The sequence below is a fragment of the Pseudomonas sp. Z2-11 genome (genome assembly GCF_054161305.1).
Genome location: NZ_CP096395.1, coordinates 4904356 through 4930168 on the forward strand (window position 1 = coordinate 4904356; position 25813 = coordinate 4930168).

Here is a 25813-nt window from a genome sequence, read left to right on the forward strand (position 1 = left end):
AATCCTGCCCGGGACAACCCTGGCTAAGGTACCGCAGTCTCAACGCCCGTGGCGCTTCAACCAATGGCCCGCCAGCTCACGAGCCCTGGCGTCGACGGTAAATACCGCATCGAGATCATCAAGCGAAACCACGGCCTCGAGATTCAAGACCTCCTCGATGATACTCGCGATCTCGAGGTAACGGACACGCCCATCGAGAAACGCTGCGACCGCCACTTCGTTGGCCGCGTTAAGCATGGCCGGGGCACTGTCGCCGGCCTCGGCCGCCTGCCGCGCCAGGCGCAGGCAAGGAAACCGCTGCTCGTCGGGCGCCTGGAAATCCAGACGGGCGATGGCAAACAGGTCCAGCGGCGCCACCCCCGAATCGATCCGCTCCGGCCAGGCCAGCGCATTGGCGATCGGCGTGCGCATGTCCGGGTTCCCCAGCTGGGCGAGGACCGAACCATCGACATAATCCACCAGGGAGTGGATCACGCTTTGTGGATGGATCACCACCTCGACCTGGGACGGCCGGGCATCGAACAGCCAGCAGGCCTCGATCAGCTCCAGCCCCTTGTTCATCATGCTGGCGGAGTCCACGGAAATCTTGCGTCCCATGGACCAGTTCGGGTGGGCGCAAGCCTGCTCGGGCGAAACATGCACCAATTCTTCCAGGGGTGTCTGCCGGAATGGGCCGCCAGACGCTGTCAGAAGAATCCGCCGAACGCCGACCGCCCCCAGGCCGCGGGAAAAATCCTGCGGCATGCATTGGAAAATCGCATTGTGTTCGCTGTCGATGGGCAGCAGTACCGAGCCGCTTTTGCGCACCGCCTGCATGAACAGTGCACCGGACATCACCAGCGCTTCCTTGTTCGCCAGCAGGATTTTCTTGCCAGCCTCCACCGCCGCCAGCGTCGGACGCAAGCCCGCCGCCCCGACGATTGCCGCCATCACGGCGTCGACTTCAGGGTCGGAAGCCACCTGGCAAAGGCCCTCCTCGCCCACCAGCACACGAGTTTGCAGGCCAGCGGCGCGCAGGTCGTCCTGCAGCGCCCGCGCCACATCGGCATGTGGCACCACGGCAAAGCGCGGCGTGTGGCGGATGCACAGCGCCAGCAGCTCGCTCAGACGGGTGAAGCCACTGAGAGCGAATACCTGATAGCGCTCCGGATGGCGACCGATGACATCAAGGGTACTCAGTCCGATGGAGCCCGTGGCCCCCAGAACGGTAATCTGCTGAGGACGACTCACGGTGCCGCCATCCACAACAGCACGGCGAAGATCGGGATTGCGGCGGTCAGGCTGTCGATACGGTCCAGTACACCACCGTGGCCCGGCAGCAGGTTACTGCTGTCCTTGACCCCGGACTGACGCTTGAACATGCTTTCGGTCAGGTCGCCGACGACCGATACGAAAACCACCAGGGCCGCGCCGAACAGGCCCATCAGCAATTGCGCGACGGTCCAGTCCCGCACAAAACCGACCACAGCGGTAATGACCAGGCTCAGGGCCAGGCCACCGTAGACACCTTCCCAGCTTTTGCCCGGACTGACTTTCGGCGCCAGCTTGCGCTTGCCAAAGGCACGACCGGAGAAATAGGCGCCAACGTCAGCCCCCCAGACCAGCACCATCACCGCCATGATCTGCCAGTTACCCAGCGCGCCCTGCTTGATCCAGATCAGCCCTTGCCAGGCCGGCAGCAGGATCAACAGGCCGATCATCAGCTTGGTCGCGGCATTTGCCCAGTGGTGCGTAGTGCGTGGATAGGTCAGCACCAGGAAGGTTGCCGTCGCCCACCACAGCACTGCCGCCCCCAGCACCCACGGCGCGATGCCAGGCACGAGGTACATGATGAACAGCATGGCGGCGACCACTGCCGCGTAGATCATGCGCGCCGACTGCGCAGCAAAACCTGCCAGCCGCGCCCATTCCCAGGCGCCCAGCGTCACGACCAGGCCGATGAACAGGGCGAAGCCGGCTCCTTCAAGCAGGAAAAAGCCAGCCAAGGCGATGGGCAACAGGATCAGGGCGGTGATGATTCGTTGTTTGAGCATTAAACCCGGGCTCCAGCTTCGATCTGCTCGCTCGTTTTACCGAAACGACGCTGACGGGAAGCGAAATCGGCCAGCGCAGTGCGCATGGCTTCGTGTTTGAAGTCCGGCCAGAACAGGTCGGAGAAGTACAGCTCGGCGTAAGCCAGCTGCCAGAGGAGGAAATTGCTGATGCGATGTTCGCCACCGGTGCGGATGCACAGATCCGGCAACGGCAGGTCGCCGGTTGCCAGGCAGGTTTGCAACAGCTCGGGCGTGATGTCCTCGGGCCGCAGGTGGCCGGCCTGGACTTCCCGCGCCAGGCGCTGGGCCGCCTGGGCGATATCCCACTGACCGCCGTAATTGGCGGCAATCTGCAGCACGAACCGATCGGCGCCAGCCGTGGCGGTCTCGGCTTCGCGCATCGCAGCCTGCAGTTCCGGGTGAAAGCGCGAGCGATCACCGATGATCCGCAGACTGATCCTGTTCTCGTCGAGCCGCTTGGCTTCACGCCGCAACGCCTTGAGGAAGAGGTCCATCAAGGCGCTGACCTCATCGGCCGGACGCTGCCAGTTTTCGCTGGAAAACGCGAACAAGGTGAGCACCTCGACCCCGGCCTCGGCACACACCTCAATGACCGCCCGAACCGCGTCGACCCCGGCTTTATGCCCGGCAACACCGGGCATAAAGCGCTTCTTGGCCCAGCGGTTATTGCCGTCCATGATGATCGCCACATGGCGCGGTACCGCGAACGGCACGGCCTGCTTGGTCTTATCCATGAAAACGAGACCCTTATACGGCCATCAGGTCTTTTTCTTTCTCGTCCGTAGCCTTGCTGATCAGGGCCTCGGATTCTTTGGTCAGCTTATCGATATCAGCGATGGCACGACGCTCTTCGTCTTCACTGATTTCCTTGTCCTTGACCAGCTTCTTCAGCTCACCCAACGCGTCACGACGGATATTGCGCACGGCAACACGCGCATCTTCCGCGGCGCTACGGGCCTGTTTCGTGAAGCCTTTGCGCGTTTCCTCGGTGAGGGCCGGCATCGGGATCAGCAGCAGCTCGCCCAGGTTGGTTGGGTTGAGGTTCAAACCGGCGCTCTGGATCGCCTTGTCTACAGCGGCGAGCATGTTGCGCTCGAAAGCCACGACCTGCAGGGTGCGCGAGTCTTTCACGGTGACGTTGGCGACGCTGCTCAGCGGCGTGTCAGTGCCGTAGTAAGGCACCATGACGCTGCCGAGGATGCTCGGGTGAGCCTTGCCGGTACGAATCTGGCCGAATGCGTGGTTCAGAGACTCCAGGGATTTCTGCATGCGCTCTTGAGCGTCTTTCTTGATGTCGTTGATCATTGCTTGCCTTCCTCGATCAGTGTTCCTTCGGCGCCACCGTGCACGATGTTGAGCAGGGCCCCGGGTTTGTTCATGTTGAAAACGCGCAGCGGCATCTTGTGGTCGCGGCACAGGCAGATAGCGGTCAGGTCCATTACACCCAGCTTGCGATCCAGCACTTCATCGTAGGTCAGATGATCGAACTTCTCGGCATGCGGGTCTTTGAACGGGTCAGCGGTGTACACGCCATCCACCTTGGTAGCCTTGAGCACGACATCGGCGTCGATCTCGATCGCTCGCAGGCACGCGGCCGAATCCGTGGTGAAGAACGGATTGCCGGTACCCGCGGCAAAAATCACCACCTCCTTGGAATTGAGGTGGCGCATGGCCTTGCGGCGATCGTAGTGATCGGTCACGCCAACCATGGAAATCGCCGACATCACGATCGCGGAGATATTGGCACGCTCCAGCGCGTCGCGCATAGCCAGGGCGTTCATCACAGTGGCCAGCATGCCCATGTGGTCGCCCGTGACCCGATCCATGCCCGCCGCGCTCAGCGCCGCGCCACGGAACAGGTTGCCGCCGCCGATGACCAGGCCGACCTGAACGCCGATCCCGACCAGCTGGCCCACTTCCAGGGCCATGCGATCCAGCACCTTCGGGTCGATCCCGAACTCTTCCGAGCCCATCAGGGCCTCGCCGCTAAGCTTGAGTAGAATGCGTTTATAGCGAGCCTGATAACCACTGCCCTGCTGAGCCATTGCGAATCTCTCCTGCGGCGTATTTTTCAAAAAATTCTGTTGCGGGCTGTTTGCAGCCTGCGTTCACTCTAGCTTGACGCTGACACAGCGCCATCGGAACACGGCTTTGTAAGCCAGTTCCGACAGGAAACCAATATAAATCGGCATCCTTATCCGAAAAGAGGCTGCGCGCGTGAGCGGGCAGCCTCTTCAGGGCGACAGTTATACAAACTGTCTTATTGCTTGCTGGCAGCCAGCTGAGCAGCCACTTCTTCAGCGAAGTTGTCTACTGGCTTCTCGATGCCTTCGCCCACTTTGAAGTAGGTGAAGGAAACGATTTCAGCGCCGCCCTTCTTGGCCAGTTCACCGACCTTGATTTCAGGGTTCTTGACGAACGCCTGCTCAACCAGGCTGGCTTCAGCCAGGAACTTGGTGATACGACCGGCAACCATTTTTTCAACGATTTCGGCTGGCTTGCCTTTGATCTTGTCTTCGTTGAGCTGCATGAACACAGCTTTTTCACGCTCGATGGCGTCAGCGGAAACTTCCGACGGCAGCAGGAACTCAGGGTTGCTGGCAGCGACGTGCATTGCGATGTCTTTGGCCAGCTCGACGTTGCCGCCTTTGAGGGCCACAACAACACCGATCTTGTTGCCGTGCAGGTAAGAACCGACAACATCGCCTTCGACGCGAACCAGACGACGGATGTTGACGTTTTCGCCTACTTTGGCAACCAGGGCTTCACGAGCCGATTCCTGAGCGGCGATCAGCGGAGCTGCGTCGGTCAGTTTGTCGGCGAATGCTTTTTCGACGCTGGCGGCAACGAATGCCTTGAAGTCGTCTTGCAGGGCCAGGAAGTCGGTCTGCGAGTTGACTTCGATGATAACGGCAGCCTTACCGTCATCGTTGATGCCGATCGCGCCTTCAGCGGCAATGTTGCCGGCTTTCTTGGCAGCCTTGATGGCGCCCGAAGCGCGCATGTCATCAATGGCTTTCTCGATGTCGCCGCCAGCCTTGGTCAAGGCTTTCTTGCAGTCCATCATGCCTTCGCCGGTACGCTCGCGCAGTTCTTTGACCAACGCTGCAGTAATCTCTGCCATTTCAAAATCCTCTTGGATAGGTTTTCAACCATTCCACCCGACCGAACGGGCGATCAATTCTTCCTGAAAAACCACTGCTTATAGACCGCTGCAGGTTACAAACAGGTAGCTGCGCTGGCGACAAGTGGTTTTCGAGGTGGCAAAAAGGGGGCCAAGCCCCCTTTTTGCTTACTGAGTCAACGCCAGGGCGTCAATTACTCAGCGGCTGCTGCCGGAGCTTCTTCAGCGAAGACTTCGGTGCCGCCATTTACATTGTTGCGACCACGGATGACAGCGTCAGCCATCGAACCCATGTACAGCTGGATGGCGCGGATGGCGTCATCGTTGCCTGGGATGATGTAGTCAACGCCTTCCGGGCTGCTGTTGGTATCGACAACGCCGATGACCGGGATACCCAGCTTGTTGGCTTCGGTGATCGCGATGCGTTCGTGATCAACGTCGATCACGAACAGCGCGTCAGGCAGACCGCCCATGTCCTTGATACCGCCCAGGGAGCGGTCCAGCTTCTCAAGATCACGAGTGCGCATCAGCGCTTCTTTCTTGGTCAGCTTGGTGAAAGTACCGTCTTCGGACTGGACTTCAAGGTCACGCAGACGCTTGATGGAAGCGCGAATGGTCTTGAAGTTGGTCAGCATGCCGCCCAACCAGCGGTGATCGACGTACGGCGAACCGCAACGTGCTGCTTCTTCAGCAACGATCTTGCCAGCGGAACGCTTGGTGCCGACGAACAGAATCTTGTTTTTGCCCTGGGCCAGGCGCTCTACGAAGGTCAGTGCTTCGTTGAACATCGGCAGGGTTTTTTCAAGGTTGATGATGTGGATCTTGTTGCGCGCGCCGAAAATGTACTTGCCCATTTTCGGGTTCCAGTAACGGGTCTGGTGGCCGAAGTGCACACCGGCCTTCAGCATATCGCGCATGTTGACTTGGGACATGATAGTTCCTTGATAAGTCGGGTTTGGCCTCCACGTATCCCAATGACCAACCAGCGACTGTAAAAGCCGAAGGCACCCAGGTCATCGTGTCGACACGTGTGTGGATTTAAGCTTACGGGGTCATCCCCGGAAAGCGGCGCATTTTATACCACAGCAAGGATTAAAACGAAACCCGGATTCTGAAAACCTGGCGAAGCGCTTGCACGCCGCCCGTTCATTGCCTGGGAATACGCACCCTTACAGAGAGAAGCGATGCACGCGGGCGCGGATTTGCGCTGATCGTCTGGTAGAATCGCCTTTTTCAGGGCCGCAACGACATCATCCGCCGCCCATTTCGTTTTGAACAGCGCCGTCGGGCGCAGAGAGAGCCTGTATGACCGTCACCCTCAAGACTCCCGAGGACATCGCCAAAATGCGTGTCGCCGGCAAACTCGCCGCCGAAGTGCTGGAAATGATCGCCGACTACGTCAAGCCGGGCGTCACCACCGAAGAGCTGGACCGCATCTGCCACGATTACATCGTCAACGAGCAGAAGGCCATCCCGGCTCCGCTCAACTATAAAGGCTTCCCGAAGTCGATCTGCACCTCGATCAACCACGTGGTCTGCCACGGCATCCCCAACGAGAAACCGTTGAAGGATGGCGACACCCTGAACATCGACGTCACCGTCATCAAGGACGGCTACCACGGCGATACCAGCCGCATGTTCCACGTCGGCAACGTACCGGAGTGGGCCGAGCGCCTGTCCAAGGTCACCCAGGAATGCATGTACATGGCCATCGAACTGGTGAAGCCGGGCTGCCGCCTGGGCGACATCGGCGAGGTGATCCAGAAGCACGCGCAGAAAAACGGTTTTTCGGTGGTGCGTGAGTTCTGCGGCCACGGCATCGGCAAGGTGTTCCACGAAGAACCGCAGATCCTCCACTACGGCCGCGCCGGTACCGGCATGGAACTGCAGGCGGGCATGACCTTCACCATCGAACCGATGATCAACCAGGGCCGCGCCGACACCAAGGTACTGGGCGACGGCTGGACCGCCATCACCAAGGATCGCAAGCTGTCGGCGCAGTGGGAGCACACGCTGCTGGTCACCGAGACTGGCTACGAGATCTTCACCCTGCGCAGCGATGACACCATTCCCCGTGTTTCCGCCTGATCAGAACCCAGCCTGACCGATCCGATAGATATAGATAGAAAGGAAAGCCATTCAATGCCGCAGGTGGATCCCGAACTCTTCGACCGCGGCCAGTTCCAGGCTGAACTGGCCCTGAAGGCAAGCCCCATCTCGGCATTCAAGAAGGCGATCCGCCAGGCCCACGAAGTGCTCGACCAGCGCTTTCGCAGTGGCCGTGATATTCGTCGGCTGATCGAGGACCGCGCCTGGTTCGTCGACAACATCCTGCAAAAGGCCTGGGAGCAATTCAACTGGAGCGAGGACGCCGACATCGCCCTGGTGGCCGTGGGCGGCTACGGGCGCGGCGAACTGCACCCCTACTCCGATATCGATCTGCTGATCCTGCTGGAGAGCGCCGACCACGAGATTTTCCGTGATTCCATCGAGCGTTTCCTCACGCTGCTGTGGGACATCGGCCTGGAAGTCGGCCAGAGCGTGCGTTCGGTGCAGGAATGCGCCGACGAGGCCCGCGCCGACCTCACGGTGATCACCAACCTGATGGAAAGCCGCACCATTGCCGGCCCCGAGCGCTTGCGCCAGCGCATGCTCGACGTCACCAGCACGGCGCACATGTGGCCGAGCAAGGACTTCTTCCTCGCCAAGCGCGCCGAGCAGAAGGCTCGCCATCACAAGTACAACGATACCGAGTACAACCTGGAACCCAACGTCAAAGGCTCGCCAGGCGGGCTGCGGGACATCCAGACCATCCTGTGGGTCGCCCGTCGCCAGTACGGCACGCTGAACCTGCGCGCACTGGCCGGCGAAGGCTTCCTGGTGGAAAGCGAGAACGCCCTGCTGGCCTCGTCCCAGGAATTCCTCTGGAAGGTCCGCTACGCGTTGCACATGCTCGCCGGGCGCTCCGAGGATCGCCTGCTGTTCGATCACCAGCGCTCCATCGCCGGCCTGCTGGGTTTCGAAGGCCAGGACGCCAAGCAGTCCATCGAAAACTTCATGCAGCAGTACTATCGCGTGGTGATGAGCATCGCCCAGCTCAGCGAACTGATCATCCAGCACTTCGAGGAAGTCATCCTCGCGCCGGAAGACGAGGCGCCGCCGCAGCCGATCAATTCCCGGTTCCAGTTGCACGACGGCTACATCGAGGCGCGCCACGCCAACGTGTTTCGCCGCACGCCGTTCGCCATGCTCGAGATTTTCGTGCTCATGGCCCAGCAGCCGGAAATCAAGGGCGTGCGCGCCGACACCATCCGCCTGCTGCGGGAAAACCGTCACCTGATCGATGACGACTTCCGCCACGATATTCGCAACACCAGCCTGTTCATCGAACTGTTCAAGTGCAAGATCGGCGTGCACCGCAACCTGCGGCGCATGAACCGCTATGGGATCCTCGGGCGTTACCTGCCGGAGTTCGGCTACATCGTCGGGCAGATGCAGCACGACCTGTTCCACATCTATACGGTCGATGCGCACACGCTGAACCTGATCAAACACCTGCGCAAGTTGCAGTACACCCAGGTGTCGGAGAAATTCCCGCTGGCCAGCAAGCTCATGGCCAAGCTGCCCAAGCCTGAGCTCATCTACATGGCGGGGCTGTATCACGACATCGGCAAGGGCCGCCAAGGCGACCATTCGGAGATTGGCGCGGTGGATGCCGAGGCGTTCTGCCAGCGGCACCAGTTGCCGGTGTGGGACAGCCGGCTGATCGTCTGGCTGGTGCAGAACCACCTGGTGATGTCGACCACCGCCCAGCGCAAGGACTTGTCCGACCCGCAGGTGATCCACGATTTTGCCCAGGCGGTGGGCGATGAAACCCGCCTGGATTATCTCTACGTCCTGACCGTGGCCGACATCAACGCCACCAACCCGACCCTGTGGAATTCCTGGCGCGCCAGCCTGTTGCGCCAGTTGTACACCGAGACCAAGCGTGCCCTGCGCCGTGGCCTGGAAAACCCGGTGGATCGCGAAGAACAGATCCGCCGCACCCAGAGCGCGGCCCTGGACATCCTGGTACGCGGCGGCACCGATCCGGATGATGTCGAGCAACTCTGGTCGCAACTGGGCGATGACTACTTCCTGCGCCATACCGCCGGCGATGTGGCCTGGCACACCGATGCGATTCTCCAGCAGCCGGCCGATGGCGGGCCGCTGGTATTGATCAAGGAAACCACCCAGCGCGAATTCGAGGGCGGTACGCAGATCTTCATCTACGCCCCGGACCAGCACGATTTCTTCGCCGTGACCGTGGCGGCGATGGACCAGCTCAACCTCAACATCCATGACGCCCGAGTCATCACGTCCAGCAGCCAGTTCACCCTCGACACCTACATCGTGCTCGACACTGACGGCGACTCGATCGGCGACAACCCGGCGCGGGTCAAGCAGATTCGCGACGGTCTCACCGAAGCCCTGCGCAACCCGGCGGACTACCCGACCATCATCCAGCGCCGGGTACCGCGCCAGCTCAAGCATTTCGCCTTTGCGCCGCAGGTAACGATCCACAACGACGCACAGCGCCAGGTCACCGTGCTGGAACTCAGCGCGCCGGACCGCCCGGGCCTGCTGGCGCGGGTCGGCCATATTTTCCTGGAATTCGACCTGTCGCTGCAGAACGCCAAGATCGCGACCCTCGGCGAGCGGGTGGAAGACGTATTCTTCATCACCGACGCCCATAACCAGCCGCTGTCCGACCCGCAGCTGTGCAGCCGTTTGCAGGAAGCGATCGTGCGGCACCTGAGCGTCAACCAGGAACCCGACATCAACCTGACGCGCATCAGCATCTGAACGAACATATTCCCCCTGTGGGAGCGAGCCTGCTCGCGAAAGCCGCGGATCAGTCAATGATTTTGCCGACTGACACAGCGTATTCGCGAGCAGGCTCGCTCCCACAAGGGGCAGTGCCCCACATTGAACGAGGCCCCCGATGAACAACGCCCTGTCCCAGCTCCAGCCCTACCCGTTCGAGAAGCTTCGCGCCTTGCTCGGCAGCGTCACGCCCAATCCGGACAAGCGCCCGATCGCGTTGTCCATCGGCGAACCCAAGCATCGCTCGCCCGCTTTCGTGGCAGAAGCCCTGGCCGGCAATCTGGAAAAAATGGCGGTGTACCCGACCACCCTTGGCATCCCCGAGCTGCGCGAAGCCATCACCGGTTGGTGCGAGCGCCGCTTCAACGTGCCAGACGGCTGGCTCGATCCGGCGCGCCATGTGCTGCCGGTCAACGGTACCCGTGAAGCCTTGTTCGCCTTCACCCAGACCGTGGTCAACCGTGGCGATGACGCCCTGGTCGTCAGCCCGAACCCCTTCTATCAGATCTACGAAGGCGCAGCGTTCCTGGCCGGGGCCAAGCCACACTACCTGCCATGCCTGGACACGAACGGCTTCAACCCGGATTTCGATGCCGTCTCGCCGGATATCTGGAAACGCTGCCAGATCCTGTTCCTCTGCTCCCCGGGAAACCCGACCGGCGCCTTGATTCCGGTGGACGTGCTGAAGAAGCTCATCGCCCTGGCTGACGAGCACGACTTCGTCATCGCCGCGGACGAGTGCTACAGCGAGCTCTACTTCGACGAACAGACCCCGCCGCCAGGCCTGCTCAGCGCCTGCGTCGAACTGGGTCGCAAGGACTTCAAGCGCTGCGTGGTGTTCCACAGCCTGTCCAAGCGCTCCAACCTGCCGGGCCTGCGCTCCGGTTTCGTTGCTGGTGACGCCGACATCCTCAAGGGCTTTTTGCTCTACCGCACCTATCACGGTTGCGCGATGCCGGTTCAGACCCAATTGGCGAGCATTGCCGCGTGGAACGACGAAGTGCACGTCCGGGCCAACCGCGCGCTGTACCGGGAAAAATTCGACGCGGTGCTGGAAATCCTCAGCCCGGTGCTCGACGTGCAACGCCCCGACGGCAGCTTCTACCTGTGGCCGAACGTGGCCGGCGACGACGCGGCATTCTGCCGTGACCTGTTCGAACAGGAACACGTGACGGTCGTCCCAGGCTCGTACCTGTCGCGCGATGTGGACGGCGTCAACCCCGGCGCCGGCCGCGTGCGCATGGCCCTGGTCGCGCCATTGGCCGAATGCGTGGAAGCGGCGGAACGAATCCGCGCATTCATCCAGCGCCGGGGTTGATGGCTCTATCGAGCCGAAACGGACCGCTGTCGTGGCGAGGGAGCTTGCTCCCGTTGGGCTGCGCAGCGGCCCCAATCGCAGCATCCGCACCAATGAAGTCACCGCAAAAAAAATCCTGTACAAATGCTCAGTAACGCCTGGGTTGCGCAATGCACCTATTTAGGTACACTCCGTTCATGGTTGATATCCCTCCGATACTGAACGTACGTTTTCTTCCGCACAGACGCTGGGAGTTAACCCGTTCGCGAGTGGCTGACTGACCTCCCCCGCGAGCACCGACGGAGGATCGGGACTGATATCAAGACCGTTCAGATTGGTTGGCCGATAGGCATGCCGGTGGTTCGCAAGCTGGACACTGGACTATGGGAGGTTAGGATTGACCTTGGCGACACCATTGCTCGCGTGCTTTTCACCGTAGTGGGCTCCGACATGGTTCTGCTTCACGGCTTCATCAAGAAAAGTCAGAAAACCCCGCCCACCGACCTGACAACCGCCAAGCAGCGCAAAGCAAGACTATGAGGCACCGTAAATGAACAAGCATATTGGATCTGATTTTGACGACTTTCTGGTCGAGCAAGGCATCGCCGAAGAAGTTTCCGCAGCTGCGCTCAAACGCGTTATTGCCTGGCAGATTGCCGAAGCAATGAAGCTTCAGAAAGTGACCAAAAAGGCCTTGGCACAGCGGATGCACACCAGTCGCACTGCCGTTGACCGTGCGCTGGATCAGAACGATGCGGGAATGACTCTCGCAACGCTAGCCAGCGCAGCGCGTGCGCTGGGTCAGAGGGTGGAGGTTCGGCTGGTTCCTGAGCGGGAAGAGGCTCACGCATAAGCGCTGTCGTGGCAAGGGAGCAAGTTCCCTCGCCACAGAGCCGTCGCTTCGACGGGACTTTTTTGTTCGACTTTCGATTTATCGCGAGCAAGCTCGCTCCCACAGTGGATAGGTGTTGTTCACAAACCTGTGCTCAATACTAATCTCCTGTGGGAGCGAGCTTGCTCGCGATGAGGCCGGCACTCACTGCATCAGATCCAAGGCTCCGGCCCAGGATTTATTTACCCAACCCCAAATTCGCCTCCGCCAAATCCAGCTCCGCCAGCACCTCACGCAACACGTCATCGCCTATCTAGTGATGACGGCTGAGGCGATACAACTCCAACCGCTGCGCTCGGTACGCCTTCAAACGCAATCGGCGCTCCAGCAGGTCCATTTCGAACGCCAGCACCTGGGCTTCGGCCGAGTCGTTGAATACCTCAAGCTGATGACGATACTCGGACATCAGCCGCGCCTTGACCTCCGTCGCCAGAGCCGCCGTGGCCGCGGCAGGCGCGGCTGTCTCGGCCGGTTCCTCCACTTCCAAGGCATGAATCGCCGCTTCAGCGGTTTTACGCCAGGCCTCACGGACTTCGTTGCGGCGTTTGTCGTCCGGCCCCTTCTCGACGCCGCGCAATAGCAGGGGCAAAGCGATGCAAGCGGCGACCAGTGACAGCAGAATCACCCCCGCAGCGATGAAGATCAGCAAGTCGCGCTCGGGAAACGCCTCCCCCGCCCCCAACAGCAACGGCACCGACATCACGCCCGCCAGCGTTACCGCCCCGCGCACGCCGCCAAACGTCAGCAACCAGCAAGAGCGCGCGGTCGGCACCAGGGTCAACTCGCCCTTGCCGCGCCAGCGGCGCAACAGCCCGGACAAGCGCCAGATGCTTTGCACCCAGACAAAACGCAACACCAGCAGCACCAGGAAAATCGCCACCACATCCAGGCAGCGGTAGAACAACATCGGCCACAACGTGGTCTCGTGGCTGGTCACGGCTTTGATGATGTCCGGCAGTTGCAAGCCCAGCAGCAAGAAAATCAAGCCATTGAAGGCAAATTCCAACAGCGCCCAGACGCTGCGATTGAGCAACCGCGTACCAGTCTGGCGCGGCAGCAGGTCAAGCCAGCTCTGCATCATCCCAGCCGCAACCGCCGAGAGAATGCCCGAGGCGCCTAGGCGTTCAGCCAGCACATAAGCGGCAAACGGCAGCAATAACATGAACACCACATGGGTGGCGAGGTCGTCCCAGCCCCGGGCGATCATCCATGCCCGCAAGCGTCCCACCAGCCAACTCAGGGCCACGCCTACCAGCAGGCCACCGACAGCGACCAGGACAAAAGTCAGGCTGGCACTGGCCAGGGAAAACACCCCGGTGATGGCCGCTGCCACAGCGAACTTGAAAGTCACCAGGCCCGACGCATCGTTCATCAGTGCCTCGCCCTGGAGCATGTGCATCAACGGCGCGGGCAAGCGGTCCCGGGCAATTGCCGACACGGCCACCGCGTCAGTCGGCGACAGCACCGCCGCCAGGGCGAAGGCCACCGGCAACGGAATGCTTGGCAACAACCAATGGATGAAATAACCCGCACCGACCACCGTGAACAACACCAGCCCGACCGCCAGCGTCAGGACCGGCCCGCGCAGGCGCCACAGTTCACGCTTGGGCATCCGCCAACCGTCAGAGAACAGCAACGGCGGGAGGAACAGAAACAGGAACAACTCGGGATCAAGCGCCACATGCAGCCCCAGCGAAGGCCAGGCCAGCACGGCGCCGGCAGCGATCTGCACCAGGGGCAGCGGCAGCGGGATCAATCGTCCGACCAGGCGCGAGACGCCCACCAGCATCAACAGGATCAGGACGGTATAGGCGCTTTGCATAACAACTTTCCAGTGACAGCCACACACATCCGGCAACAGGTTGCCGTTGAAGTGCCATGTTAACCGCTTGGCATTGGCCTGGCCGTTGTACCTATGTCGCAGTCCTCCCTAATTTGGATGCCAGCAGATCTGGAGCGCGGCGAAACCGCCAGGCCGCCACAAGATGTCTTCGTCGCGTACCTCGGCACCAGCGCAAAGGGTCCGGCCACACCACACTTCTTTGGGCTTGGCGTGACCGGTCACTACCCAAGCTAAACTGCCCGCTCCGCAGCATTGAGGGTCGAGCGTGCCGACACGATATCGTCGCCTTCGCTCTCGCTATCACTACCGAGCCGTTCGGTCGCATTCGTTTCGACCAGGGGCAACATGCCTTGTAGCTCATCTGGATGCGCGGGCCCGGTGGTAAGCCTGTCCAACGCAGCGGAAGCCTTGTCCGCCAAGGGCTGCGTCATCACAGCCGTGGTCACCCATGCGGCGACCACCGGGGCCATAGTCGCGGTGACGGTCGCCTTGCCCGCCGCCGCTATTCCCGCCGGCGAAACCCCGGCACGCCTGGCCGCGTTGACAGCCGCCGTCTGGGCCATGCCGATCGCGGTGATACCACCGGCCAATGCACCGAGGCCACTGACCAGCCCCGTGGGTGTAACCAGCGCTTGCAGCGATTTGCTGCCGTCGCGCACCGCGTCCAGGGGTAAGCTGCCGACCCGCTTCGCAATTCCCATGGCGGCACTGCCCACGCCATAGCCCTTGAGGTCCTTGTAGCGCTGGTGCCAGTCGTTGCGACCCAAAAGGTATTCCGGGCCAACCCGATGTTTCGATTTATCAATGGAATGTTGCAGATCATAGGCGGCCATGCCGGAAAGCGGAGAACCGACGGCAGCTATCACCGAGTCCACTTTGCTCCCCGTCTGGGCATCGACGGTCTTCGTCACGATGGGTTGGATAACCGTGCGCAGCACGTTCCGCGCGGAAAAGGTCTGGAAGGTCAGGCTGCCTTCGATCGCCTGAGTCGCCAGGCTCGGCTTCACCGCCTGGGCCGCCTCCTGCATGACCGGCTCCAGCTGGGTATCCTCTGCGACGAGCCATTGGGTATCACTGGTCGCACGTTTCATCAGCCCATTGCCGACGGTATCGGCGGCACTGCTGACCAGGCCGGAAATCGCCGACAACGCCAACGGCGCTGTTATGGAGCCGTTTCCCGTTACCGCTGGGGCGAAGTCCAATGCGATGGACGCGGCACCGAAAGGAACCGAGCGCACGAATCCAACAGCATCATGGGCCGCGCGATCCAGCCGCGAACCCTTGGCCAGAACGGCGTCGACGCTTTGCGCAGTTTCCCCATCATTGGCCAAGGTACGCGAACGATCGTCGATCAGCGCTTCGAAGGCTTCGCGATTGGCGCCGTTCATATGGGGCTCGAAAACCCTGGTGAGCTGGGCTTTGATGGCGCCCGCCCGATCTGCCAGGTCCTGTTCAGCCGTGACCGGGCCAATCGGGACGGATGCAGCGGTCCCGGTGCTCGCCGTTGTTGAATGAGCCGGCACGCCGTGTTGCTGGGGCGGGAGTGTTTCTTGGGATTGATTCGTCAAGGCATGAAGCGGTATCGGTGAGATGGCATCCATGGGGAGTCTCTTATGCGAAATAAAGTGCTGGGGTTCACCTGTGCTGTGTGGTCGCCTTGGCCTATCGGTTCCGTACCGTCCGATCCGCCGACAGTCGAGGCACGCAGTGGAACGACGTGGCATAATCGTCGGCTGATTTTCAGGACGATACCGGGAACGTTTTGGGGGAGCATTCATGCCCAATGAAATCAAGCACTTAAAGCTTTACGGCATCAAAGCCTGCGACACGATGAAAAAGGCCCGCACCTGGCTCGATGAACACGCGGTGCATTATGACTTTCACGATTACAAGACTGCCGGCATCGACCGTGAGCACCTGGCCCAATGGTGCAACGAGCATGGCTGGCAAGTGGTGTTGAACCGTGCCGGTACGACCTTTCGCAAACTCGACGACGAACGCAAAGCCGATCTCGACCAGACGAAAGCCATCGAACTGATGCTCGCCCAACCCTCGATGATCAAGCGCCCGGTGCTCGATCTCGGTGACCGAACCCTGATTGGCTTCAAGCCAGATATCTATGCGGCAGAGATCAAGTAAGCCTGCCCAGTCCATTTTGTTGAGGTAATTTTCATGTCCACTACCCTGTTCAGCCTGGCCTTCGGTGTCGGCACCCAAAACCGTGAAGGCGCCTGGCTGGAAGTCTTCTACGCCCAACCGCTGCTCAACCCGTCGGCCGAGATCGTTGCCGCCATTGCGCCGATCCTTGGCTACAGCGAAGGCAACCAGGCCATCACGTTCACCACGGCCCAGGCCTCGCAACTGGCTGAAGCGCTGCGCAACGTCGACGCCGCGCAAGCCAAGCTGCTGACCCGCCTGGCTGAAAGCCACAAGCCGCTGGTCGCCACGCTGCTGGCCGAAGATGCGCAACTGACCTCCACGCCCGAGGCGTACCTCAAACTGCATCTGTTGTCCCATCGCCTGGTCAAGCCCCACGGCCTGAACCTGGCCGGCATTTTCCCACTGCTGCCGAACGTGGCCTGGACCAGCCAGGGCGCGATCGACCTGGCCGAACTGGCCGAGCACCAGCTCGAAGCCCGTCTGCGTGGCGAGTTGCTGGAAGTGTTCTCGGTGGACAAATTTCCGAAGATGACCGACTACGTGGTTCCGGCCGGCGTGCGTATCGCCGACGCCGCGCGCCTGCGCCTGGGCGCCTATGTGGGCGAAGGCACCACGGTGATGCACGAAGGTTTCGTCAACTTCAACGCCGGTACCGAAGGGCCGGGCATGATCGAAGGCCGGGTCTCGGCGGGTGTGTTCGTCGGCAAGGGCTCGGACCTGGGCGGCGGTTGCTCGACCATGGGCACCCTGTCGGGTGGTGGCAACATCGTGATCAAGGTTGGCGAAGGTTGCCTGATCGGTGCCAACGCCGGCATCGGCATCCCGCTGGGCGATCGCAACACCGTGGAGTCGGGCCTGTACGTGACGGCCGGCACCAAGGTTGCGCTGCTGGATGAGAACAACCAACTGGTCAAAGTGGTCAAGGCTCGCGACCTGGCCGGCCAGCCGGACCTGCTGTTCCGGCGCAACTCCGAGACCGGCGCAGTGGAATGCAAGACCCACAAGTCGGCCATCGAGCTGAACGAAGCACTGCACGCGCATAACTGAACCGCTTCACACCTCACCTGTGGGAGCAATCTTGCTCCCACAGGGTCCGGCGTAACTCCAGCAGGGCCCGAAAGCATGTTGATTCCATCCCCCTGGCGTGCCGATTTTCCGGCCCTCGCCGCCCTGCAACGGCAAGGCCAGACCTATCTGGACAACGCCGCCACCACACAAAAACCCCAAGCCCTGCTGGACGCCCTGGCGCATTACTACGCCAACGGCGCGGCCAACGTGCACCGGGCGCAGCATCTGCCCGGCGCACTGGCCACCCAGGCGTTCGAGGACAGCCGGCTCAAGGTTTCCCAGTGGCTCAATGCGGGAAATTGCGGACAGATCGTTTTTACCCACGGCGCCACGTCGGCGCTGAACCTGCTGGCCTATGGGCTGGAACACCTATTCAACCCGGGCGATGAAATTGTCATCAGCGCCCTTGAGCATCACGCCAACCTGCTGCCCTGGCAGCAACTGGCCGAGCGCCGCTCGCTGGCGCTGGTGGTGCTGCCCCTGGATGCCGACGGGGTGATCGATACGGAGGCCGCCACCAGGCTGATCGGTCCGCGCACCCGCCTGCTGGCGGTGAGCCAGTTGTCCAACGTGCTTGGCACCTGGCAACCGGTTCCGGCGTTGCTGGCGATGGCCAAGGCGCAAGGTGCGCTGACGGTAGTCGATGGCGCACAGGGCGTGGTCCACGGGCGCCATGATGTGGAGGCGCTGGGCTGCGACTTCTATGTTTTTTCCAGCCACAAGCTTTACGGTCCCGAAGGCCTGGGCGTGCTGTTCGGCCGTACCGACGCCCTCGCTCGACTGCGTCATTGGCAGTTTGGCGGCGAAATGGTGCAAACGGCTGATTACCACAGCGCCACGTTCCGCCCGGCGCCGTTGGGTTTCGAAGCCGGCACGCCGCCCACCGCCAGCGTGATCGGCCTGGGAGCGACGCTCGACTACCTGTCCGATCTCGACGGGCAGGCAGTAATCGATCACGAAACCGCGCTGCACGATTATCTGCTTCACGGGCTGCTGGCGCGCAACGGCGTGCGGCTGGTGGGCAACCCACAACTGGCGCTGGTCAGCTTCGGCGTCGAAGGCGTTCATAACGCTGATCTGGCGCATCTGTTGACCGAGCAAGGCATTGCCGTGCGCGCCGGGCATCACTGTGCGATGCCGCTGTTCAAGCAATTGAAGCTTTCCGGGGCGATTCGTGTGTCGCTGGCGCTGTACAACGACTCCGCCGATATCGAACGGTTCTTCGAGGCGCTGGATCAGGCCCTGGAGATGCTGCGATGAGCCTGCCTGCCGATGCCGCTGCGGCACTGCGGATTTTTCAGGACGCCTCCGGCTGGGAGCAACGCGCCCGACTGCTGATGCAGTGGGGCGATCGCTTGCCACCGCTGAGCGATGCAGACAAGTGCGAGGACAACCTCGTCAACGGCTGTGAAAGCCAGGTATGGCTGGTGGGTCGGCTGCATGATGGGCACTGGCAGTTTTCCGCCAGCAGCGATGCGCGCTTGATACGCGGGTTGGTGGCGTTGTTGCTGGCGCGGGTCAACGGGTTGTCGGCTGAGGATTTGCGCCAGGTCGACTTGCCGGACTGGTTCAATCAGTTGGGGTTGTCGCGGCAGTTGTCGCCTTCGCGCAGCAATGGCTTGAATGCGGTGTTGAAGCGGATGCGCGAGCTGGCGCAATAACCGTGGCGAGGGAGCTTGCTCCCGCTGGACTGCGCAGCAGTCCCAAAAGCAGTCAACTCAATCCGCCTGACATACCGCGTCGCCCCGTTTCAGGGCCGCTTCGCGGCCCAGCGGGAGCAAGCTCCCTCGCCACAAAAGCTGTTACTGCCCGGGCTTAAGCCGGTCCGCCGGCCGCCGCACGCCCGCGACGATCTTGTCCACAGCCTTGGTCGCCGCGACCATGCCGAACGTCGCGGTGACCATCATCACTGCGCCGAACCCGCCAGCGCAGTCGAGCTTGACGCCGTCGCCGACAAAACTCTTCTGCAGGCAGATGCTGCCGTCCGGTTTCGGGTAGCGCAATTGCTCGGTGGAGAATACGCAGGGCACGCTGTAATGACGGGTCACGGTGCGCGAGAAACCATAGTCGCGGCGCAAGGTGGAGCGCACCTTGGAGGCCAGCGGATCGTTGAACGTACGGTTGAGGTCACAGACCTGGATCAGCGTCGGGTCGATCTGCCCGCCTGCGCCGCCGGTAGTGATGATCTGAATCTTGCGGCGCTTGCACCACGCGATCAACGCAGCCTTGGCGTTGACGCTGTCGATGCAGTCGATCACGCAGTCGATGTTCGGCGTGATGTACTCGGCCATGGTGTCGCGGGTGACAAAGTCGGCCACCGCGTGCACGGTGCAATCGGGGTTGATCCCCCGCAGCCGCTCGGCCATCACCTCGACCTTGGGCTTGCCGACAGTGCTGTCCAGGGCGTGCAACTGACGGTTGGCGTTGCTGACGCAGACGTCATCCAGGTCGAATAGCGAAATCTCGCCCACGCCACAACGGGCAATCGCTTCCGCCGCCCAGGAACCAACGCCGCCGACGCCGACAATCGCCACATGCGCCGCCCGCAGGCGCTCCAGGCCTTCGATGCCATACAAACGGGCGATGCCGGCGAACCGTGGATCTTCTGTACTCATGACCATTACCCCAAAAACCGGCGCGCATTATAGGGCTTTGCCGTGGTAATTCGAGCCGTTCGCAAAATGAAACTCCATCCTCCTTGTGGGAGCGAGCTTGCTCGCGATGGCGTCAGTCCAGCAATAGAGCATCGACTGATCCGCCGCCATCGCGAGCAAGCTCGCTCCCACAGGATTTGTGTTCCTCCTGTCCCGCAGCAAGGGCCCATGACGATCGTTTTGCTATAAGATAACCGCCATTTTGCGCGAACCAGCCCGCGCCAGTACAAGCCTTGCGTCCATACTATATTCCGGAGTTTCCATGACGGCCCACGCCGACCTCTCGCCGACCCTGCAACTCGCCTGCGACCTGATCCGCCGTCCGTCGGTGACGCCAGTGGATGCCGACTGCCAGAAACTGATGATGCAGCGCCTGGGCGACGCCGGTTTCAAGCTCGAACCCATGCGTATCGAGGATGTAGATAACTTCTGGGCCAGCCATGGCAAGCATGACGGTCCGGTTTTGTGCTTCGCCGGTCACACCGATGTGGTCCCGACCGGTCCGGTACAGGCCTGGCAGCTCGACCCGTTCGATGCGGTCATCGACGAACAGGGCATGCTCTGCGGCCGTGGCGCGGCGGACATGAAAGGCAGCCTGGCGGCGATGGTGGTGGCGGCCGAACGGTTCGTCGCCGACTACCCGGATCACCAGGGCTCGATCACCTTCCTGATCACCAGCGACGAAGAGGGCCCGGCCCACCATGGCACCAAAGCCGTGGTCGAGCGCCTCAAGGCCCGCCAGGAACGCCTGGACTGGTGCATCGTTGGCGAACCATCGAGCACCACGCTGGTGGGTGATGTGGTGAAGAATGGCCGTCGCGGCTCCCTCGGCGCAAAACTGACCGTGCGCGGCAAGCAAGGCCACGTGGCTTATCCACACCTGGCGAAGAACCCGATCCACCTGGCCGCGCCTGCCCTGGCCGAATTGGCCGCCGAGCACTGGGATCACGGCAACGATTTCTTCCCGCCGACCAGTTTCCAGATCTCCAACCTCAACTCCGGCACCGGCGCGACCAACGTGATCCCCGGTGACCTGGAAGCAGTGTTCAATTTCCGCTTCTCCACCGAATCCACCGTCGAAGGCCTGCAGCAGCGGGTCGCCGACATCCTCGACAAGCATCAACTGGACTGGCACATCGACTGGGCGTTGTCCGGCCTGCCGTTCCTCACCGAGCCGGGCGCGCTGCTTGACGCCGTGTCGTCGAGCATCAAGGACGTCACCGGCCGCGAGACCAAGGCCTCCACCAGCGGCGGCACCTCCGACGGTCGCTTCATCGCGACCATGGGCACTCAAGTGGTTGAGCTGGGGCCGGTCAACGCGACGATCCACCAGGTCAACGAACGCGTGCTGGCCGCCGATCTCGACGTGCTGACCGAGATCTACTACAAGACGCTCATCAAGTTGCTCGCCTGATGCTCGCCTGCCCGATCTGCAATGAACCCTTGAATGCGGTGGACAACGGCGTGGCATGCCCCGCCGGGCATCGTTTCGACCGCGCGCGGCAGGGTTACCTGAACCTGCTGCCGGTGCAGCACAAGAACAGCCGCGACCCTGGCGACAATCAGGCGATGGTCGAGGCCCGCCGCGATTTCCTCAACGCAGGTCATTACGCCCCGGTCGCCCGGCGCCTGGCTGAACTGGCCGCCGAACGTGCGCCCGGACGCTGGCTGGACATTGGCTGTGGCGAAGGTTATTACACCGCGCAACTCGCCGACGCCCTGCCCGACGCCGATGGCTATGCCCTGGATATTTCCCGCGAAGCCGTCAAGCGCGCCTGCAAACGCAACCCGCAACTGACCTGGTTGATCGCCAGCATGGCGCGGGTGCCGCTGGCGGACGGCTGCTGCCAGTTCCTCGCCAGCGTGTTCAGCCCGTTGGACTGGCAGGAGGCCAAGCGCCTGCTCAGCCCCGGCGGCGGCTTGATGAAAGTCGGGCCTACCAGCGGCCACCTGATGGAGCTGCGCGAGCGGCTGTATGACGAGGTTCGCGAATACACCGATGACAAACACCTGGCCCTGGTGCCGTCGGGGATGGCGCTGGATCACAGTGAAACCCTTGAGTTCAAGCTCACGCTCGACAACAGCCAGGATCGCGCCAACCTGCTGGCAATGACGCCCCACGGCTGGCGCGCCAGCGCCGAACGCCGCGCCAGCGTGATCGAGCAGGCCGAGCCGTTCGAGGTGAGCGTGTCGATGCGCTACGATTATTTCGTTCTGCAGTAACCTTTTTATTCCGGGCCTCGGACAACTGTCCGGGGCCAGTTAAATCCGCGAATGGATTTTTCGAGACCGCAGTGAGGACATCCATGCGCCAACCCGATATCGAGATTTACCTCAAGGACGCCGACGTCGACCACAAGGCGATCGCCGCCTGGCTCGGCCAGGCCCTCGGCCCGTGCAGCGACTGGGTGCAGAAAGGTCAGACGTACAAGTGCAAGGCCGGCGACATCCCGGTGACCTGGTTGCCCAAGGCTGTAGGCAAATGGAACAGCCTGTACCTGGAAAGTGACCAGACCCCGTGGGAAGACGACATCGCCTGCGCCCGCGCCGCCTTCGCCGCGCTGAACGTTGAAGTGCGCTGCGCGCCTGGGTCGTGGGTGGAGGAAGAAGGCGAGGATTCGGCGGATCGCTGGATTCGCATCAGCGCCGATGGGGAAGAAGAGATTACCTGGAAGACAGCGTAAGGCTGGCTTCTGATCAACGTCGACCCTTGTGGGAGCGAGCCTGCTCGCGAAGGCGGTGTGACGGTATATAACTGATCACCTGACACAGCCTTCGCGAGCAGGCTCGCTCCCACGGGGGATTTGCGGCGATTGCAGGAGCGGGTTACAACCCCACCACATCCTCAGCCTGCAAGCCCTTCTGCCCTTCCACTACCGCGTATTCGACCTGCTGGCCTTCGGTCAGTGAACGGTGGCCTTCGCCACGGATCGCGCGGTAGTGGACGAACACATCCGCTCCGCCTTCGCGCTGGATGAAGCCATAACCCTTGGCGTCGTTGAACCACTTCACACTGCCAGTTTCGCGTGTTGCCATGATGCTCACTCCCATTCTTGTTTTCTGAGCCGGCTTTTCGAGGGAAAGCCGTACGCGTTTCAGCCGCCGTCCCACCGTCCGTCGGAAGGCCGGGGCAGTAACTGGCCGAGTATATGACACCCGGAAAAACTCTCAACTGACTTTACTTCGCCGCTTTTTTGCCGATTTTCGGTGAATCCGGCACACTAGTACCGCTTGCTCTTATCCACTCACGCAGAAGCCGTATGACCCGCTCCCCGTTCCGCCGTCTTGTGTTTGGCACCCTGCGCCGGCTGTTGTACCTCTGGGTTCGCTCCGAGACCATCAACCAGTCGTCCTTCACCCTCAACCTCGACCGCAGTCGTCCGGTGTTCTACGTCCTGCAAGATCCTTCGCTCACCGATCTGGCGGTGCTCGACACCGAATGCACCAAGGCCGGCCTGCCACGTCCGGTGCTGCCCGTCTCGGTGGGCGGCCTGCTGGAGCCGGCGGCGTTTTTCTACCTGACGCCGGCGCCGGACTGGCTCGGGCGCCAGGACAAACGCGGTGCGCCGCCGACCCTGACGCGGCTGGTCGACGAACTGACCCACAACGCCGCCGAGGACGCCCAGGTCATTCCGGTCAGCGTATTCTGGGGCCAGTCGCCCGACAGCGAATCCAGCCCCTGGAAGCTGCTGTTCGCCGACAGTTGGGCGGTCACCGGGCGCCTGCGTCGCTTGCTGAGCATCATGATTCTCGGGCGCAAGACACGGGTGCAGTTCTCCGCGCCAATTCATTTGCGCGAACTGATCGAGCACGACAAAGGCCATGAACGCACCGTGCGCATGGCCCAGCGGATCCTGCGGGTGCACTTTCGCAATCTGAAAGCAGCGGTTATCGGCCCGGACATCTCCCACCGGCGCAACCTGGTCAAGGGTCTGTTGAACCAGCCACTGGTCAAGCAGGCCATCCTCGAAGAGGCCGAACGGGAAAAGATCCCGGCTGAAAAAGCCAAGGCCCAGGCCCTGCGTTATGGCAATGAGATTGCCTCGGACTACACCTACACCGCGATCCGTTTCCTGGAAGTGGTGCTGAGCTGGTTCTGGAACAAGATCTACGATGGCATCAAGGTCAACCACATCGAAGGCGTGCAGAACGTTGCCCAAGGCCACGAAGTCATCTACGTACCCTGCCATCGCAGCCATATCGACTACCTGCTGCTGTCGTACCTGCTGTTTCGCAATGGCCTGACCCCACCGCACATCGCCGCCGGCATCAACCTCAACATGCCGGTGATCGGCGGCCTGCTGCGCCGTGGCGGCGCGTTTTTCATGCGTCGCACGTTCAAGGGCAACCCGCTTTACACCGCCGTGTTCAACGAATACCTGCACACGCTGTTCACCAAGGGCTTCCCGGTGGAGTATTTCGTCGAAGGCGGCCGTTCGCGCACCGGGCGCATGCTGCAGCCGAAGACCGGCATGCTCGCCATTACCCTGCGTAGCTTTTTGCGCTCCTCGCGCATGCCGATCGTCTTCGTGCCGGTGTACATCGGTTATGAGCGCGTACTGGAAGGCCGCACCTACCTCGGTGAACTGCGCGGCGCGAGCAAAAAGAAGGAGTCGATCTTCGACATCTTCAAGGTCATCGGCGCCCTCAAGCAACGCTTTGGCCAGGTCGCGGTTAACTTTGGCGAGCCAATCAAGCTGGCGGAGTTCCTCGACGGCGAACAACCCGGCTGGCGCCAGCAGGAGCTCGGTCCGCAGTTCAAACCCGACTGGCTCAACGCGACCACCAACCGCCTCGGCGAACGTGTCGCCCGCCATCTGAACGAAGCCGCGGCCATCAACCCGGTCAACCTGGTCGCGCTCGCGCTGCTGTCCACCAGCCGTCTGGCCCTGGACGATCACGCCATGGCCCGCGTGCTGGACCTGTACCTCGCGTTGCTGCGCAAAGTGCCATACTCGCCTCACACCACCTTGCCCGAAGGCGATGGCCAGGCGCTGATCGCGCACGTCAAAGGCATGGACCTGCTGTCGGAACAGAAGGACGCCCTGGGCAAGATTCTGTATCTGGATGAGCAGAACGCGGTGCTGATGACCTACTACCGCAACAATGTCCTGCACATCTTCGCCTTGCCGGCGCTGCTCGCCAGTTTCTTCCAGAGCAGCTCGCGCATGAGCCGCGAACAGATCCTGCGCTACACCCGTGCCTTGTACCCCTACCTGCAATCGGAGCTGTTCATCCGCTGGTCGCTGGAAGAACTGGACGCGGTGGTCGACCAGTGGCTCGAAGCATTCGTTGAACAAGGCCTGCTGCGTTTCGAAAAAGATCTCTACCTGCGCCCGGCGCCGAGTTCGCGGCATTTCGTGCTGCTGACGCTGCTGTCGAAAAGCATCGCCCAGACCTTGCAGCGTTTCTACATGACCGTCTCGCTGCTGCTCAACAGCGGGCAGAACAGCATCAGCGCCGAAGAACTGGAAGACCTCTGCACCGTCATGGCCCAGCGCCTGTCGATCCTGCATGGGCTGAACGCACCGGAGTTCTTCGACAAGAGCCTGTTCCGCCATTTCATCCAGACGATGCTCGACCTCGACGTCCTGCGGCGCGACGAAGCAGGCAAGCTGAGCTATCACGAACTGCTCGGCGAGCTGGCTGAAGGCGCGGCCAAGCGGGTGCTGCCGGCGGAAATTCGTCTGTCGATCCGCCAGGTGGCGTTGCATCGCAGCGAAGATGCGGCGGATCAGGACGTTCCGACGGCTGCGGACTGAACCCTGGGCGCCTGGTTGCATTCGGGCGCCCTGAATATGAAGATCCCTGGCAATGCCGTACGCTGATTCCCTTCCAAACGTTCAAGGAAAGTG

General features: G+C 61.7%; 22 protein-coding genes and 2 pseudogenes. 13 read left to right on the forward strand and 11 right to left on the reverse strand.

Annotated elements, in window-relative coordinates; all coding sequences use genetic code 11:
• Positions 1-39: 39 nt before the first annotated feature.
• From ispC to rpsB, 7 genes are all read right to left on the reverse strand, one after another.
• Positions 40-1230, reverse strand: coding sequence for a 1-deoxy-D-xylulose-5-phosphate reductoisomerase (gene ispC / locus M1E16_RS21745; RefSeq protein WP_434628703.1), 1191 nt, complete (start codon positions 1228-1230; stop codon positions 40-42).
• A complete protein-coding gene (locus M1E16_RS21750; RefSeq protein ID WP_434572113.1) occupies positions 1227-2033 on the reverse strand; it encodes a phosphatidate cytidylyltransferase in 807 nt (268 codons plus the stop codon). The genes ispC and M1E16_RS21750 overlap by 4 nt, the downstream gene beginning before the upstream one ends.
• Positions 2033-2788 (reverse strand): polyprenyl diphosphate synthase, encoded by a 756-nt coding sequence (gene uppS / locus M1E16_RS21755; RefSeq protein WP_305499090.1) that lies wholly within the window; start codon positions 2786-2788, stop codon positions 2033-2035. Before uppS ends, M1E16_RS21750 begins: the two co-directional genes overlap by 1 nt.
• A 13-nt stretch (positions 2789-2801) precedes the next feature.
• Positions 2802-3359: a ribosome recycling factor gene (gene frr, locus M1E16_RS21760; protein WP_434696925.1), complete on the reverse strand. Its 558-nt coding sequence runs from the start codon at positions 3357-3359 to the stop codon at positions 2802-2804.
• Positions 3356-4099, reverse strand: coding sequence for a UMP kinase (gene pyrH, locus M1E16_RS21765; protein WP_039591983.1), 744 nt, complete (start codon positions 4097-4099; stop codon positions 3356-3358). Before pyrH ends, frr begins: the two co-directional genes overlap by 4 nt.
• A 215-nt stretch (positions 4100-4314) precedes the next feature.
• A complete protein-coding gene (gene tsf, locus M1E16_RS21770; RefSeq protein WP_458128350.1) occupies positions 4315-5178 on the reverse strand; it encodes a translation elongation factor Ts in 864 nt (287 codons plus the stop codon).
• 194 nt (positions 5179-5372) lie between these two features.
• Positions 5373-6110, reverse strand: coding sequence for a 30S ribosomal protein S2 (gene rpsB / locus M1E16_RS21775; RefSeq protein ID WP_458128351.1), 738 nt, complete (start codon positions 6108-6110; stop codon positions 5373-5375).
• A 373-nt stretch (positions 6111-6483) separates the two neighbouring features.
• On the opposite strand from rpsB, the gene map reads away from it, so the two are divergent.
• The 5 genes and pseudogenes from map to M1E16_RS21800 all read left to right on the forward strand — a co-directional run bounded on the left by map (position 6484) and on the right by M1E16_RS21800 (position 12194).
• Positions 6484-7266 (forward strand): type I methionyl aminopeptidase, encoded by a 783-nt coding sequence (gene map, locus M1E16_RS21780; RefSeq protein WP_030139491.1) that lies wholly within the window; start codon positions 6484-6486, stop codon positions 7264-7266.
• A 54-nt stretch (positions 7267-7320) separates the two neighbouring features.
• The gene (locus M1E16_RS21785; protein ID WP_305499088.1) at positions 7321-10023 is read left to right on the forward strand and encodes a [protein-PII] uridylyltransferase; all 2703 of its coding nucleotides are present in this window, start codon (positions 7321-7323) and stop codon (positions 10021-10023) included.
• A gap of 139 nt (positions 10024-10162) precedes the next feature.
• Positions 10163-11362, forward strand: a complete 1200-nt coding sequence (gene dapC / locus M1E16_RS21790; protein WP_434656034.1) for a succinyldiaminopimelate transaminase — start codon at positions 10163-10165, stop codon at positions 11360-11362.
• Between the two features lie 176 nt (positions 11363-11538).
• A pseudogene (locus M1E16_RS21795) lies at positions 11539-11881 on the forward strand (type II toxin-antitoxin system RelE/ParE family toxin).
• 10 nt (positions 11882-11891) lie between these two features.
• Positions 11892-12194, forward strand: a complete 303-nt coding sequence (locus tag M1E16_RS21800; protein ID WP_434601720.1) for a Fis family transcriptional regulator — start codon at positions 11892-11894, stop codon at positions 12192-12194.
• Between the two features lie 217 nt (positions 12195-12411).
• Here the strand turns inward: M1E16_RS21800 and M1E16_RS21805 are convergent.
• Positions 12412-14055: pseudogene (locus M1E16_RS21805) on the reverse strand (Na+/H+ antiporter).
• Between the two features lie 251 nt (positions 14056-14306).
• Positions 14307-15677, reverse strand: a complete 1371-nt coding sequence (locus M1E16_RS21810; protein WP_458128352.1) for a type III effector protein RopAA — start codon at positions 15675-15677, stop codon at positions 14307-14309.
• A gap of 175 nt (positions 15678-15852) precedes the next feature.
• Here M1E16_RS21810 and M1E16_RS21815 point away from each other — a divergent pair, with 175 nt between their 5' ends.
• From M1E16_RS21815 to M1E16_RS21830, 4 genes are all read left to right on the forward strand, one after another.
• Positions 15853-16215 (forward strand): ArsC family reductase, encoded by a 363-nt coding sequence (locus M1E16_RS21815; RefSeq protein ID WP_434628690.1) that lies wholly within the window; start codon positions 15853-15855, stop codon positions 16213-16215.
• A 33-nt stretch (positions 16216-16248) separates the two neighbouring features.
• Positions 16249-17283 carry a 2,3,4,5-tetrahydropyridine-2,6-dicarboxylate N-succinyltransferase gene (dapD, locus tag M1E16_RS21820; RefSeq protein ID WP_434572101.1) on the forward strand — a complete coding sequence of 345 codons (1035 nt, stop codon included), beginning with the start codon at positions 16249-16251 and terminating at the stop codon, positions 17281-17283.
• 75 nt (positions 17284-17358) lie between these two features.
• The gene (locus M1E16_RS21825; RefSeq protein WP_434656024.1) at positions 17359-18564 is read left to right on the forward strand and encodes an aminotransferase class V-fold PLP-dependent enzyme; all 1206 of its coding nucleotides are present in this window, start codon (positions 17359-17361) and stop codon (positions 18562-18564) included.
• Positions 18561-18965, forward strand: coding sequence for a SufE family protein (locus tag M1E16_RS21830; protein WP_434628684.1), 405 nt, complete (start codon positions 18561-18563; stop codon positions 18963-18965). Before M1E16_RS21825 ends, M1E16_RS21830 begins: the two co-directional genes overlap by 4 nt.
• 141 nt (positions 18966-19106) lie before the next feature.
• Here M1E16_RS21830 and tcdA read toward each other — a convergent pair whose 3' ends face one another.
• A complete protein-coding gene (gene tcdA / locus M1E16_RS21835; protein ID WP_434656022.1) occupies positions 19107-19925 on the reverse strand; it encodes a tRNA cyclic N6-threonylcarbamoyladenosine(37) synthase TcdA in 819 nt (272 codons plus the stop codon).
• A gap of 295 nt (positions 19926-20220) precedes the next feature.
• Here tcdA and dapE point away from each other — a divergent pair, with 295 nt between their 5' ends.
• The 3 genes from dapE (at position 20221) to M1E16_RS21850 (ending at position 22642) form a co-directional block, all read left to right on the forward strand.
• Positions 20221-21372, forward strand: a complete 1152-nt coding sequence (gene dapE, locus M1E16_RS21840; protein ID WP_434572093.1) for a succinyl-diaminopimelate desuccinylase — start codon at positions 20221-20223, stop codon at positions 21370-21372.
• A complete protein-coding gene (locus tag M1E16_RS21845; protein WP_434572092.1) occupies positions 21372-22181 on the forward strand; it encodes a putative RNA methyltransferase in 810 nt (269 codons plus the stop codon). The genes dapE and M1E16_RS21845 overlap by 1 nt, the downstream gene beginning before the upstream one ends.
• Positions 22182-22264: 83 nt before the next feature.
• Positions 22265-22642 carry a hypothetical protein gene (locus M1E16_RS21850; RefSeq protein WP_305499079.1) on the forward strand — a complete coding sequence of 126 codons (378 nt, stop codon included), beginning with the start codon at positions 22265-22267 and terminating at the stop codon, positions 22640-22642.
• Positions 22643-22784: 142 nt separating this feature from the next.
• Here the strand turns inward: M1E16_RS21850 and M1E16_RS21855 are convergent, their stop codons facing one another.
• On the reverse strand, positions 22785-22994 hold the full coding sequence (locus tag M1E16_RS21855; protein WP_007927922.1) for a cold-shock protein: 210 nt from the start codon (positions 22992-22994) through the stop codon (positions 22785-22787).
• Positions 22995-23218: 224 nt separating this feature from the next.
• Here M1E16_RS21855 and plsB point away from each other — a divergent pair, with 224 nt between their 5' ends.
• Positions 23219-25720: a glycerol-3-phosphate 1-O-acyltransferase PlsB gene (gene plsB / locus M1E16_RS21860; RefSeq protein WP_458128353.1), complete on the forward strand. Its 2502-nt coding sequence runs from the start codon at positions 23219-23221 to the stop codon at positions 25718-25720.
• The last annotated feature ends 93 nt before the right edge of the window (positions 25721-25813 follow it).

Coding starts and splice junctions, on each gene's coding strand:
- M1E16_RS21750 (WP_434572113.1), bottom strand. CDS start 2,033: ATGCTCAAACAACGAATCATCACCGCCCTGATCCTGTTGCCCATCGCC.
- uppS (WP_305499090.1), bottom strand. CDS start 2,788: ATGGATAAGACCAAGCAGGCCGTGCCGTTCGCGGTACCGCGCCATGTG.
- frr (WP_434696925.1), bottom strand. CDS start 3,359: ATGATCAACGACATCAAGAAAGACGCTCAAGAGCGCATGCAGAAATCC.
- pyrH (WP_039591983.1), bottom strand. CDS start 4,099: ATGGCTCAGCAGGGCAGTGGTTATCAGGCTCGCTATAAACGCATTCTA.
- tsf (WP_458128350.1), bottom strand. CDS start 5,178: ATGGCAGAGATTACTGCAGCGTTGGTCAAAGAACTGCGCGAGCGTACC.
- rpsB (WP_458128351.1), bottom strand. CDS start 6,110: ATGTCCCAAGTCAACATGCGCGATATGCTGAAGGCCGGTGTGCACTTC.
- map (WP_030139491.1), top strand. CDS start 6,484: ATGACCGTCACCCTCAAGACTCCCGAGGACATCGCCAAAATGCGTGTC.
- M1E16_RS21785 (WP_305499088.1), top strand. CDS start 7,321: ATGCCGCAGGTGGATCCCGAACTCTTCGACCGCGGCCAGTTCCAGGCT.
- dapC (WP_434656034.1), top strand. CDS start 10,163: ATGAACAACGCCCTGTCCCAGCTCCAGCCCTACCCGTTCGAGAAGCTT.
- M1E16_RS21800 (WP_434601720.1), top strand. CDS start 11,892: ATGAACAAGCATATTGGATCTGATTTTGACGACTTTCTGGTCGAGCAA.
- M1E16_RS21810 (WP_458128352.1), bottom strand. CDS start 15,677: ATGGATGCCATCTCACCGATACCGCTTCATGCCTTGACGAATCAATCC.
- M1E16_RS21815 (WP_434628690.1), top strand. CDS start 15,853: ATGCCCAATGAAATCAAGCACTTAAAGCTTTACGGCATCAAAGCCTGC.
- dapD (WP_434572101.1), top strand. CDS start 16,249: ATGTCCACTACCCTGTTCAGCCTGGCCTTCGGTGTCGGCACCCAAAAC.
- M1E16_RS21825 (WP_434656024.1), top strand. CDS start 17,359: ATGTTGATTCCATCCCCCTGGCGTGCCGATTTTCCGGCCCTCGCCGCC.
- M1E16_RS21830 (WP_434628684.1), top strand. CDS start 18,561: ATGAGCCTGCCTGCCGATGCCGCTGCGGCACTGCGGATTTTTCAGGAC.
- tcdA (WP_434656022.1), bottom strand. CDS start 19,925: ATGGTCATGAGTACAGAAGATCCACGGTTCGCCGGCATCGCCCGTTTG.
- dapE (WP_434572093.1), top strand. CDS start 20,221: ATGACGGCCCACGCCGACCTCTCGCCGACCCTGCAACTCGCCTGCGAC.
- M1E16_RS21845 (WP_434572092.1), top strand. CDS start 21,372: ATGCTCGCCTGCCCGATCTGCAATGAACCCTTGAATGCGGTGGACAAC.
- M1E16_RS21850 (WP_305499079.1), top strand. CDS start 22,265: ATGCGCCAACCCGATATCGAGATTTACCTCAAGGACGCCGACGTCGAC.
- M1E16_RS21855 (WP_007927922.1), bottom strand. CDS start 22,994: ATGGCAACACGCGAAACTGGCAGTGTGAAGTGGTTCAACGACGCCAAG.
- plsB (WP_458128353.1), top strand. CDS start 23,219: ATGACCCGCTCCCCGTTCCGCCGTCTTGTGTTTGGCACCCTGCGCCGG.